We start from the raw sequence: 12,301 nt of genomic DNA on the forward strand, positions 1-12,301 counted from the left end.
ACCCCTTACAGCTGTACGCCGGAGAACGACATGAAGCCCAGCGACATCAGGCCGACGGTGATGAAGGTCAGGCCCAGGCCACGCAGCCCGGCGGGCGGATCGCTGTACTTGAGCTTCTCGCGGATGGCGGCAAGCAGGATGATCGCCAGGGCCCAGGAGACGCCGGCACCGGCGCCGTAGACCACGCTCTCGGTGAAGTTGTAATCACGCTCGACCATGAACAGCGTGCCGCCGAAGATGGCGCAGTGCACGGTGATCAGCGGCAGGAAGATACCCAGCGCGTTGTAGAGCGCCGGCAGGTACTTGTCGAGCACCATTTCCATGATCTGCACCACCGCGGCGATCAGGCCGATGTAGCAGATCAGGCCGAGGAAGCTCAGGTCGGTGTCCGGCATGCCGGCCCAGCTCAACGCGCCTTCCTTGAGCAGGTAGACATAGAGCAGGTTGTTCAGCGGCACGGTGATGATCATCACCACGATCACCGTCAGACCCAGCATCAGGGAGGTTTCGACCTTCTTGGAAATCGCCAGGAAGGTACACATGCCGAGGAAGAACGCCAGTGCCATGTTCTCGATGAACACCGCACGGACGAACAGGCTGATGTAGTGTTCCATTAATAGGCCTCCTCATTCTTGACCTGCGGCGCCATGCGGTACTCGACCTTTTCCACTTGCTCGGTCTTGTAGCTACGCAGGGCCCAGATGAACAGGCCGATCAGGAAGAACGCCGACGGCGGCAGCAGCAGCAGGCCGTTGGGTTGATACCAGCCACCGTTGTTGACGGTTTCCAGAATCTGATAGCCGAGCAGCGAGCCCGCACCGAACAGTTCACGCACCACACCCAGAGCGATCAGCATGGCGCTGTAGCCCAGGCCGTTACCGATACCGTCGACGAACGAGGCGACCGGCGGGTTGGACATGGCGAAGGCTTCGGCCCGGCCCATCACGATGCAGTTGGTGATGATCAGACCGACGAACACCGACAGCCGCTGACTCAGGCTGTAGGCATAGGCCTTGAGGAACTGGTCGACCACGATCACCAGCGACGCGATGATCACCACCTGGGCGATCATGCGGATGGAGCCGGGAATCTGGCTACGCACCAGAGAGATGAAGAAACCGGAGAAGCCGGTGACCAAGGTCAGGGCGATGGACAGTACCAGCGCCGTGCTCAGGCTGGAGGTAACCGCCAGCGCCGAGCAGATGCCGAGAATCTGCAGGCCGATCGGGTTCTTGTTCAGAATCGGATCGAGCAACAGTTCTTTCATGGTGGGTTTGGACATGGATCAAGCCTCCCCTGCGGCCAGCTTCTTGAGGAACGGGCCAAAGCCGTCCTCGCCAAGCCAGAACTGAATCATGTGAGTGACGCCGTTGCCGGTGAGGGTCGCGCCTGCGATGGCGTCGACCTGGTAGTCAGCCTGCGGGTTTTCCGGGTTGACGCTGCCCTTGATCACGCGCAGAGCGGCCTCACCGTCGTCGTAGACCTTCTTGCCGACCCACTTGGCTTGCCAATTGGGGTTGTCGATCTCACCACCAAGACCGGGTGTTTCACCATGCTGGTAGAAACCCAGGCCGGCGACGGTATCGAGATCCGGCTGCAGTGCGACAAAACCGTACATGGTCGACCACAGGCCATAGCCACGCACCGGCAGGATCAGGCGATCCATCTGGCCATCGTGCTCGATCACGTAGACCACCGCGTAGTGCTCCAGACGACGGATCGAGGCGATATCGCGAGCGGCCGGAATGGTGCTGGACAGCCCCGGCTCCTTGGAGGCCTTGTTCTGATCGAAGGTGTGCGGATCATGCGCATCGCTGAACTGGCCGCTGCGCATGTCGACCAGACGCGGGGTGACCTTGGCGCTGAAGACCTCACGAATCTCGTCGTTGGACATGCCAGGCTGCCACAGCCCGGCGATTTCCAGCACCGCGCGCTGGCGATCGACCAACGCGTTTTCCTGCTGGGCCGGACGCAAGATCAGTGCGGCAGCCGATACGGCGATCGAGCACACCAGGCACATGACCAGCGCCACCACCAGGGTGCGGACAGGAGTTTCTTTGATTTTAGACATTACGTGCCAGCCTCCGCTTGACGTTGGCCCGTACCACGTAGTGGTCGATCAGGGGCGCACACAGGTTGCCGAACAGGATCGCCAGCATCATGCCTTCCGGGAAGGCCGGGTTGACCACACGAATCACGGTGACCAGCAGGCCGATGACGATGCCGAAGATCCACTTGCCGGTATTGGTCATGGAAGCCGACACAGGGTCGGTGGCCATGAAGATCATGCCGAAGGCGAAGCCGCCGGTGACCAGGTGCCAATACCAAGGCATGGCGAACAGCGAATTGGTTTCCGAACCGATGACGTTGAACAGCGTGGCGGTGGCGATCATGCCGATCATCACGCCGCTGACAATGCGCCACGAGGCGATCTTGGTCAGCAGCAGGAACGCACCACCGAGCAGGATGGCGGCGGTGCTGGTCTCGCCGATCGAGCCAGGCATCAGACCAATGAACGCTTGGGTCCAGGTCAGGCCACCTTCGATCACGCCCTGAATGCCGGACGCTGCAGCGGTGTTCAGTGCAGTCGCTCCGGCGAAGCCGTCTACCGAGGTCCAGACTTCCTCACCGGAAATCTGCGCCGGGTAGGCGAAGAACAGGAAGGCGCGACCAACCAGTGCCGGGTTGAGGAAGTTCTTGCCGGTACCCCCGAAGATTTCCTTGCCGATCACCACACCGAAGCTGATGCCCATGGCCACCTGCCAGAGTGGAATGCTCGGTGGCAGGATCAGAGCGAACAGCACGGAGGTGACGAAGAAACCTTCGTTGACCTCATGCTTGCGAATCGAAGCGAACAGCACTTCCCAGAAGCCACCGACGATGAAGGCCGTCAGATAGATGGGCAGGAAGTACGCAGCACCCTGGATGAAGTTGTCCCATAGGCTGCTCGGGTCGAAACCGCCCAGCGCGCCGATCAGGCCGAAGCGCCAGCCCTCCTGCGCAGCCAGCAGATCCGGGCTCTGCGCATAGACCAGGTTGGCCTGGTAGCCGATGTTCCACATGCCGAAGAACATGGCCGGGAAGGTGCAAGCCCAGACGGTGATCATCATGCGCTTGAGGTCGATACCATCACGCACGTGAGCGGTGGTGCGAGTCACGCTGCCAGGACGATAGAAGAAAGTGTCCACAGCTTCGTACAAGGCATACCACTTCTCGTACTTGCCGCCCTTCTCGAAGTTGTGCTCGATCTTGTCGAGGAATTCACGCACACCCATGCTCAACCCTCCTTCTCGATGTGGGCCAGGTTGTCGCGCAGGATCGGGCCGTATTCATACTTGCCGGCACACACGTAGGTGCACAGCGCCAGATCTTCCTCGTCCAGCTCCAGGCAACCGAGTTGCTGAGCCATCTCGGTATCACCGACGATCAGCGAGCGCAGCAGTTGGGTTGCCAGGATGTCCAGCGGCATGACTTCTTCATAGTTGCCGACCGGCACCATGGCGCGCGGGCTGCCATTGGTGGTGGTGGTGAAGTCGAACAGCTTGCCGCCCATTACCTTCGACACGAAGATGTTGAGCACCGAGTGCTTGTTCACCCCGGCACGCAGGTAGTGCAGCATTTCGCGGTCACGACCTTCGCCCAGGCAAGAAACCTGATTGTGGTAACGCCCCAGGAAAGCGAACGGCCCACGAGCGGTACGACCGCCGAATACGGAACCGGAAATGACCCGGTTGTGGCCGGGCTTGAGCTGACCAGCAGCCAGTTCGTCCAGACTGGCGCCCAGACGGGTACGCAGCAGACGCGGCTGCTCCACCACGGGGCCGGCCAGCGCCACGACGCGCTCGACCCACAGTTGCCCAGTGGTGAACAGCTTGCCGATGGCGATCACGTCCTGATAACCGATGTGCCAGACGCTCTTGCTCGCGCTGACCGGGTCAAGGAAGTGAATGTGAGTACCCGGCAGACCGGCCGGATGCGGGCCAGAGAAGCTTTCGCTGCGCACATCGGTCAACGTCTCACCCGGCAGACTCACACCTTCGGCCTTGCACAGGAAGACCTTGGCCAGACGGGTCAGAACCTTGAGGCCGTTCTCGAAATCAGCGGCCTGCTCGGTGATCACGACTTGCGGATCGGCAGCCAGCGGATGGGTATCGACGGCAGTGACGAAGATCGAACTCGGTTGGGCTTCGGGGGCCGGAACCTTGCTGAAGGGGCGAGTACGCAGTGCAGTCCATAGGCCGGATTGCAGCAGGTTCTCACGTACCTGCTCCTGAGTCAGGCTGGCCAGTTGCTCGGCCGGATACTGAGCGAAGGTAATCTGCTCGTCGCCTTCTACGTCGATAACCACCGACTGCAATACGCGACGCTCACCACGGTGAATGGCGCTGACCACACCAGCTGCTGGCGACGTGAAGTGAACGCCAGGGGTCTTCTTGTCGCTGAATAGCACCTGTCCCAGCTTGACCCGATCCCCGACCTGCACCTCCATGGTTGGCTTCATACCGTGATAATCGGGGCCTAGGACGGCCACGCTCCGGATTGGCCTGGCAGCATCTATGTGCTGTGCTGGCCCTCCCTTTATGGGCAAATCGAGCCCATGCTTAATCTTGATCATAGGGTTGCCTAACCACTTGATTTATAAAAATTTTAATTAGGTGACGGAGGGTCGGAAGACCCAAAGCAATGAACCACGTCAGCCCTTTGGGTGACATGGACAGCAAGACCGAAACCGGGTAAGAAATCCGCCCGATTATAAATATCCCCCCCCACCCTGACCACCCAAGCGCTTGTTTTTTTTGACCATTTGGTAACAGATGGCAACAGTCTTGCATCTGTCAGGACGTGTCCAGCCGGTCACGTTCGGATACGAGATTGCCCCCTGCCAACTCCCCCAAAACCAGCCACCACGCGGGATGCGGCGTTATGACGCAGAGGCGTAAAGAGAGGTCGCCGCCCCTACAAAGAGCGATAAAAAATCCTGAAAAATTTTCTTAAATTTTCCTGGCAGCGACGGGGAAATTTGGCCACCTAGAACGACAGGCAATAAAAAACGGGAGCCGAAGCTCCCGTTCCTTTTCACGCTAACCCGCTATCAGCGCGGGAAAGCCGGCGGGTTGACCCCAGCCATGTCTTCCATCACGCGAACCACCTGGCAGCTGTAGCCAAACTCGTTGTCGTACCAGACGTACAGCACGACACGATTATCGTTGGCGATGGTGGCTTCGGCATCGACCACACCAGCGTGACGCGAACCGACGAAATCAGTCGAGACCACTTCCTGCGAACTGACGAAGTCGATCTGCTTCTGCAGATCCGAGTGCATGGCCATTTGGCGCAGGTACTCGTTGATCTCTTCGCGAGTGGTGGCCTTCTCCAGGTTCAGATTGAGAATGGCCATCGACACGTTCGGCGTCGGTACACGAATGGCGTTACCGGTCAGCTTGCCTTTCAGCACGGGCAGAGCCTTGGCAGCAGCGGTAGCGGCGCCGGTTTCGGTGATGACCATGTTCAGCGCGGCGCTACGACCACGACGACTGCCCTTGTGGAAGTTGTCGATCAGGTTCTGGTCGTTGGTGTACGAGTGAACGGTCTCGACGTGACCGTTGACGATACCGTACTGATCATTGACCGCCTTGAGCACCGGCACGATGGCGTTGGTGGTGCAGGAGGCAGCGGAAATGATCTTGTCCTCAGCGGTGATTTCGCTGTGGTTGATGCCGTGCACGATGTTCTTCAGCGCACCCTTGCCCGGCGCGGTCAGTACCACACGATCGACGCCCGGGCACTTGAGGTGCTGACCGAGGCCTTCGGCATCACGCCATTTGCCGGTGTTGTCCACCAGCAGGGCATTCTTGATGCCGTACTGGGTGTAGTCGATGGACGCCGGGTCGTTGGAGTAGATGACCTGAATCAGGTTGCCATTGGCGGTGATGGTGTTGTGCTCTTCATCGATGGTGATGGTGCCATTGAACTTGCCATGCACCGAGTCGCGGCGCAGCAGGCTGGCGCGCTTGACCAGGTCGTTCTCGGCCCCCTTGCGCACCACCACGGCACGCAGACGCAGGCCGTCGCCACCACCGGTCTTCTCGATCAGGATGCGCGCCAGCAGACGACCGATGCGGCCGAAACCATACAGGACGACGTCAGTGCCTTCACGACCAGCGCCATTCTGCTTGCCAACCACCTCGTCCAGCTCGTCCTTGACGAACTGGACGACGTCGCGACCAGCACCTTCGGCCTTGAATTTGGCAACCAGCTTGCCCAGGTCGACGGAGGCGGCGCCCAGTTTGAGCTCGCTCATCGCCTTGAGCATGGGGAAGGTGTCGTGCACCGACAGCTCGGCATCTTCAGCCAGGCGGTGACGGGCAAAACGGTGAGCCTTGAGGATGTCGATGACCGAACGGTTGATCAGGCCACGGCCATAGATCGAGGTCACCACATTGTTGTTGCGATAGAGCTGACCAATCAGCGGAATCATCGCTTCTGCGAGTGCTTCACGATCAATCCATTCACCGAGACACTGGTCGGGCTTCTGAGTCACGGGCAGTACCTTCCACATGTAGGGGCTGAAAAAAGGGGCTACATTATGACGGTGCTTGCTGCCTGGAGCAATGCGCGCCTGTCGACACTGACACCATCGCCCTGCCCCGCTACAATCGGCGCCCTGTCCGAGCAACCTTGAGCCGCCCGTGTCCGCAACGACCCAGTCCGTACTCAAACTCCCGTCCTTGCCGGCCAACGCCGGCAAGCAGCAATGGGGCAATCTGCCTGGTGCAGCCCTCTCTCTGGCCATCGCCGAGGCAGCCAGCAGCGCAGGCCGCTTCACTCTCGTTCTTACAGAAGGCAGCCAGAGCGCCGAGCGCCTGCAGGAAGAACTGGCGTTCTTCGCCCCCGACTTGCCGGTGCTGCATTTTCCCGACTGGGAAACCCTGCCCTACGATGTGTTTTCGCCGCATCAGGACATCATTTCCCAGCGCATCGCCGCGCTCTATCGCCTTCCGGCGCTGACCAGCGGCATTCTTGTAGTGCCGATCACCACCGCCCTGCACCGCCTGGCACCCAAGCGCTTCCTGCTGGGTAGCAGCCTGGTGCTGGACGTCGGCCAGAAACTCGACGTCGAGGAGATGCGCAGCCGCTTCGAAGCTGCCGGCTATCGCTACGTGGACACGGTTTACGAACACGGCGAATTCACCGTACGCGGCGCACTGATCGACCTGTTCCCGATGGGCAGCGACACGCCCTACCGTATCGACCTGTTCGATGACGAAATCGAGACCCTGCGCACCTTCGACCCGGAAACCCAGCGCTCGATAGACAAGGTGGAATCGATCCGCCTGCTACCGGCCCGCGAGTTCCCACTGGAGAAAAAGGCCGTCACCGATTTCCGTGGGCGCTTCCGCGAGCGCTTTGACGTCGACTTCCGCCGCTGCCCGATCTATCAGGATCTGTCCTCCGGCATCACGCCCGCGGGCATCGAGTACTACCTGCCGCTGTTTTTCGAAGAAACCGGCACGCTGTTCGACTACCTGCCGAGTGACACCCAGGTGTTTTCCCTGCCAGGGATCGAGAAAGCCGCCGAACAGTTCTGGACGGACGCCAGAAACCGTTACGAAGACCGCCGCGTTGATCCGGAACGTCCGCTACTGCCGCCAGCCGATATCTTCCTGCCAGTGGAAGACTGCTTCGCCCGTCTGAAAAGCTGGCCGCGCGTGGTAGCAAACCAGCAGGACATCGAGCCTGGCGTCGGCAATACCCGCTTCGACGCACGCCCCTTGCCTGACCTGGCGATCCAGGCCAAAGCCGGCGAACCGCTGGCGGCGCTGCGCCGCTTTATCGAGGAGCACCCGGGCAGAATCCTGTTCTGCGCCGAATCGGCCGGCCGCCGTGAAGTGCTGCTGGAGCTGCTCGCCCGCCTCAAGCTCAAGCCCAAGGAAGTCGACGGCTGGCCAGCGTTCATCAGCGGTAGCGAGCGCCTGGGCATCTGCATCGCTCCGCTAGACGAAGGCCTGCTGCTCGACGAACTGGCGCTGATCGCCGAAAGCCCGCTGTTCGGCCAGCGCGTGATGCAGCGTCGTCGTCGCGAGAAAGGCCGTGACGGCGGCGACAACGTCATCAAGAACCTCACCGAACTGCGCGAAGGCGCACCGGTGGTGCATATCGACCATGGCGTCGGCCGCTACCTGGGCCTGGTGACCATGGAGTTCGACGGTCAGGCTGCCGAATTCCTCGCCCTGCAGTACGCCGACGAAGCCAAGCTGTACGTGCCGGTGGCCAGCCTACACCTGATCGCCCGTTACACCGGCAGTGATGACGCTCTGGCGCCGCTGCACCGGCTCGGCTCGGAAGTCTGGCAGAAGGCCAAGCGCAAGGCGGCCGAACAGGTACGCGACGTCGCCGCCGAGTTGCTCGATATCTACGCCCGCCGCGCCGCCCGCGAAGGCTTCGCCTTCCAGGACCCGGCGCTGGACTACGCCACCTTCAGCGCCGGCTTCCCCTTCGAGGAAACCCCGGACCAGCAGGCCGCCATCGACGCCGTACGCAGCGATATGCTGGCCGGCAAGCCGATGGATCGCCTGGTCTGCGGCGATGTCGGCTTCGGCAAGACAGAAGTGGCCATGCGCGCGGCCTTTATCGCCGTGCATAGTGGCAAACAGGTGGCGGTGCTGGTGCCCACCACCCTGCTCGCCCAACAGCACTACAACAGCTTCCGCGACCGCTTCGCCGATTGGCCAGTGAAAGTCGAGGTAATGAGTCGTTTCAAGAGTGCCAAGGAAGTCGAAGACGCCGTGCAGCAACTGGCCGAAGGCAAGGTGGATATCGTCATCGGCACCCACAAGCTGCTGCAGGATGACGTCAAGTTCCAGAATCTGGGCCTGGCGATCATCGACGAGGAACACCGTTTCGGCGTGCGCCAGAAGGAGCAGCTCAAGGCCCTGCGCAGCGAAGTGGATATCCTCACCCTGACCGCCACGCCGATTCCGCGCACGCTGAACATGGCCGTGGCCGGCATGCGCGATCTGTCGATCATCGCCACGCCGCCGGCGCGGCGCCTGTCGGTACGCACCTTCGTCATGGAGGCCAACAAGCCGACCATCAAGGAAGCCCTGCTGCGCGAACTGCTACGCGGCGGCCAGGTGTACTACCTGCACAACGACGTGAAGACCATCGAGAAGTGCGCCGCCGACCTCGCCGAACTGGTGCCCGAAGCACGTATCGGCATCGGTCACGGGCAACTGCGCGAGCGCGATCTCGAACAGGTGATGAGCGACTTCTACCACAAGCGCTTCAACGTGCTGGTGGCCTCGACCATCATCGAGACCGGCATCGACGTACCGAGCGCCAACACCATCATCATCGACCGCGCCGACAAATTCGGCCTGGCCCAACTGCACCAGCTGCGCGGCCGCGTCGGCCGTAGTCACCACCAGGCCTACGCCTACCTGCTGACGCCGCCACGCAAGCAGATGACTCCGGACGCTGAAAAGCGCCTGGAAGCCATCGCCAATGCCCAGGATCTCGGCGCCGGCTTCGTCCTGGCCACCCACGACCTGGAAATCCGCGGCGCAGGCGAACTGCTCGGCGACGGCCAGAGCGGGCAGATCCAGGCCGTGGGTTTCACCCTGTACATGGAAATGCTCGAGCGTGCGGTCAAGTCCATCCAGAAAGGCGAGCAGCCCAATCTGGATCAGCCGCTGGGCGGCGGCCCGGAGATCAACCTGCGTGTACCGGCGCTGATCCCCGAGGACTACCTGCCCGACGTGCACAGCCGCCTGATCCTCTACAAGCGCATCGCCAACGCCAGTGACGAAGAAGGGCTGAAGGAACTGCAGGTGGAGATGATCGACCGCTTCGGCCTGCTGCCGGAGCCGACCAAGAACCTGATGCGCCTGACCCTGCTCAAGCTGCAGGCCGACAAGCTTGGCATCACCAAGGTCGACGCCGGCCCGCAGGGCGGACGTATCGAATTTGCCGCAGAGACCTGCGTCGACCCACTGACCCTGATCAAGCTGATCCAAGCTCAGCCCAAGCGCTACAAGTTCGAAGGCGCTACCGTGTTCAAGATCCAGGTACCGATGGAGCGCGCCGAAGAACGCTTCAACACCCTGGAAGCCCTGCTCGAACGCCTTGCCCCAACCACCTGAAGGACTCCTCCATGCGCCCACTGCACCTGATCGCCCTGCTGCTCTGCCTGCTCGCACCGAGCGCCTTCGCCGAACGCCTCTACCAGGTGGAGGTGCTGGTGTTCCGCCAGGCTGGCGAGCCAGTGCTGGCTCCCAAGGTTGCACCGGACGATTGGGCCGGCACCGCCCTACCGATTGCCGGCAGCGAACGCCCCACGACACTCGACAGCGAGGCCGCCAAGCTCAATGCAAGCAATGGCTACCAGGTGCTGCTGCACAAGGCATGGGCCCAGACCTTGGGCAGCAATCCAAATCGCGCAGCCATCAGCAGCGGCGAGGCGCATTTTGGCCACTACCCGGTCGAGGGCACGTTGAATTTCGTACAGGAGCGATTCACCGATCTGGATATCGAACTGTGGATCAACCGCTTCAGCAGCGACGGTCTACTGGAAGCCAGTGAACACCTGAAGGTCGCCCAGCGCCTGAAGGACAACGCGCTCACCTATCTCGATCACGGCAGCCTGGGCGTGCTGATCCGCATCAACCCGCTCTGATCCATCTTTGCACCGCGCGCACCTGATGAACTCATCGGTGCGCACGGCGCACCCTACGCGCCCCGCCCCGCCCCACCCCGGTAGGCTTCAAGCCAGCAACTGAGCGGCACGCAGAGCGGACACCGCCTGCTGCCAACGTGGTACCTGGCGATAATCGGTGCAGGCATGGCCACGACCGCGCATGCGCGCCAAGCGCGCCGGAGCGGTCACATTCAAGCACTGCAGAGTGGCAAGGGCCAGTTCGGCGGCTGCACGGTCATTGCACACCAGCCCCATATCGCAACCCGCACTCAGCGCCGCCTCGATACGCTGCCCGGCATCACCTGCCACATGAGCGCCGGCCATGGACAGGTCATCACTGAAGATAACACCATCGAAGCCCAGCTCACCACGCAGAATCTCCTGCAGCCAGCGGCGTGAAAAACCAGCGGGCTGCTCGTCCACCTGCGGATAAATGACATGTGCCGGCATCACCGCATCCAGCTCGCCAGCCAGCAGCTTGAACGGCAGCATGTCACGAGCGCGAAGCGCTTCCAGGCTACGTTCGTCTCGCGGAATCGCTACATGCGAGTCGGCCTCTGCCCAGCCATGCCCCGGGAAGTGCTTACCGGTAGCCGCCATGCCAGCCTGGCGCATGCCACGAATGAAAGCGCCGGCCAGAGACGCGGCACGCTGCGCATCGCCTTCGAAAGCCCGACTGCCAACCACCGCACTGCGCTGGTGATCGAGATCCAGCACTGGCGCGAAACTCAGATCCAGCCCGACCGCCAGCACTTCGGTCGCCATCAGCCAGCCACAATGCTCGGCCAGCGTCTCAGCATCATCGTTGTCGGCAATCGCACGTATCGCTGGCAGCCGCAGAAAGCCCTGACGGAGACGCTGCACCCGGCCACCCTCCTGATCCACTGCCAAAAGCAGATCAGGGCGCAGCGCACGAATAGACTGACAGAGCTCACGCACCTGGCGCGGCGACTCGATATTGCGCGCAAAGATGATCAGGCCACCCACTTGCGGCTGGCGCAGCATCTGACGATCCTCTGCGGTCAGCCAGGTACCGGCGATGTCCATCATCAAAGAGCCTTGCATAAGAGTATTCCTTACTGAAAATCGGGTTCTGCGGCCCACTGCGGGCATGCTGCCTCATCGATGCGCACCTGACAGTGCGTCGGTACACGCTCGAACAACGTCAGCATGTCGGTATTGCGCAGACGAATGCAGCCATGTGACAACGGCGTGCCCATCGGTTCCGTGTCCGGCGTGCCGTGCAGGTAGATATAGCGACGAAACGTATCGACCGAGCCAAGACGATTACGCCCCGGCTCAATGCCGCTCAACCAAAGAATGCGGGTCAGGATCCAGTCACGGCCAGGAAACTGCTGGTGCAGCTCGGGCGACCAGACCTCACCCGTCCAGCGTCGCCCGCGCAATACCGCCGCCAGTGGCAGCCCCGCGCCAATACGCGCGCGCACCTGATGCAAACCACGAGGCGTGCAACCACTGCCGTTGCTTTCCCCCGCCCCGTTGAGTGCAGTAGAGACAGGAAGACGCACGAGCAGACGGCCCGAACGGAACCCGTAGAGCGCCTGGTCGGCAATGGAGATATGCAGTAAGTCGAGATCCGGCATG

At 61.6% G+C, this 12,301-nt stretch carries 10 protein-coding genes; 2 read left to right on the forward strand and 8 right to left on the reverse strand.

The window, feature by feature from the left end; all coding sequences use genetic code 11:
- Nucleotides 1-5: 5 nt before the first annotated feature.
- The 6 genes from nqrE to HS968_RS17045 all read right to left on the reverse strand — a co-directional run bounded on the left by nqrE (nt 6) and on the right by HS968_RS17045 (nt 6,559).
- The gene (nqrE, locus tag HS968_RS17020; RefSeq protein ID WP_182367389.1) at nt 6-614 is read right to left on the reverse strand and encodes an NADH:ubiquinone reductase (Na(+)-transporting) subunit E; all 609 of its coding nucleotides are present in this window, start codon (nt 612-614) and stop codon (nt 6-8) included.
- Nucleotides 614-1,282, reverse strand: a complete 669-nt coding sequence (locus HS968_RS17025) for an NADH:ubiquinone reductase (Na(+)-transporting) subunit D (RefSeq protein ID WP_106736355.1) — start codon at nt 1,280-1,282, stop codon at nt 614-616. The genes nqrE and HS968_RS17025 overlap by 1 nt, the downstream gene beginning before the upstream one ends.
- 3 nt (nt 1,283-1,285) lie before the next feature.
- Nucleotides 1,286-2,071, reverse strand: a complete 786-nt coding sequence (locus tag HS968_RS17030) for a Na(+)-translocating NADH-quinone reductase subunit C (RefSeq protein ID WP_182367392.1) — start codon at nt 2,069-2,071, stop codon at nt 1,286-1,288.
- Nucleotides 2,064-3,275 carry an NADH:ubiquinone reductase (Na(+)-transporting) subunit B gene (locus tag HS968_RS17035; RefSeq protein WP_182367394.1) on the reverse strand — a complete coding sequence of 404 codons (1,212 nt, stop codon included), beginning with the start codon at nt 3,273-3,275 and terminating at the stop codon, nt 2,064-2,066. Before HS968_RS17035 ends, HS968_RS17030 begins: the two co-directional genes overlap by 8 nt.
- A gap of 2 nt (nt 3,276-3,277) precedes the next feature.
- Nucleotides 3,278-4,615 (reverse strand): Na(+)-translocating NADH-quinone reductase subunit A, encoded by a 1,338-nt coding sequence (locus HS968_RS17040; protein ID WP_182367397.1) that lies wholly within the window; start codon nt 4,613-4,615, stop codon nt 3,278-3,280.
- Nucleotides 4,616-5,092: 477 nt separating this feature from the next.
- Nucleotides 5,093-6,559: a glyceraldehyde-3-phosphate dehydrogenase gene (locus tag HS968_RS17045; RefSeq protein WP_182367401.1), complete on the reverse strand. Its 1,467-nt coding sequence runs from the start codon at nt 6,557-6,559 to the stop codon at nt 5,093-5,095.
- A 130-nt stretch (nt 6,560-6,689) separates the two neighbouring features.
- Here HS968_RS17045 and mfd point away from each other — a divergent pair, with 130 nt between their 5' ends.
- Together mfd and HS968_RS17055 are read left to right on the forward strand one after the other, a co-directional pair.
- On the forward strand, nt 6,690-10,142 hold the full coding sequence (gene mfd, locus HS968_RS17050) for a transcription-repair coupling factor (protein ID WP_182367404.1): 3,453 nt from the start codon (nt 6,690-6,692) through the stop codon (nt 10,140-10,142).
- An 11-nt stretch (nt 10,143-10,153) separates the two neighbouring features.
- Nucleotides 10,154-10,675, forward strand: coding sequence for a CsiV family protein (locus HS968_RS17055; protein ID WP_179622021.1), 522 nt, complete (start codon nt 10,154-10,156; stop codon nt 10,673-10,675).
- An 87-nt stretch (nt 10,676-10,762) separates the two neighbouring features.
- Here the strand turns inward: HS968_RS17055 and nagZ are convergent, their stop codons facing one another.
- Both nagZ and HS968_RS17065 read right to left on the reverse strand, forming a co-directional pair.
- A complete protein-coding gene (nagZ, locus tag HS968_RS17060; RefSeq protein ID WP_182367407.1) occupies nt 10,763-11,761 on the reverse strand; it encodes a beta-N-acetylhexosaminidase in 999 nt (332 codons plus the stop codon).
- A gap of 11 nt (nt 11,762-11,772) precedes the next feature.
- Nucleotides 11,773-12,300 (reverse strand): L,D-transpeptidase, encoded by a 528-nt coding sequence (locus HS968_RS17065; protein WP_182367410.1) that lies wholly within the window; start codon nt 12,298-12,300, stop codon nt 11,773-11,775.
- Nucleotide 12,301 lies beyond the last annotated feature (1 nt).

The organism is Pseudomonas berkeleyensis, assembly GCF_014109765.1.
In the GTDB taxonomy this organism is placed as follows: Bacteria; Pseudomonadota; Gammaproteobacteria; order Pseudomonadales; family Pseudomonadaceae; genus Aquipseudomonas; species Aquipseudomonas berkeleyensis.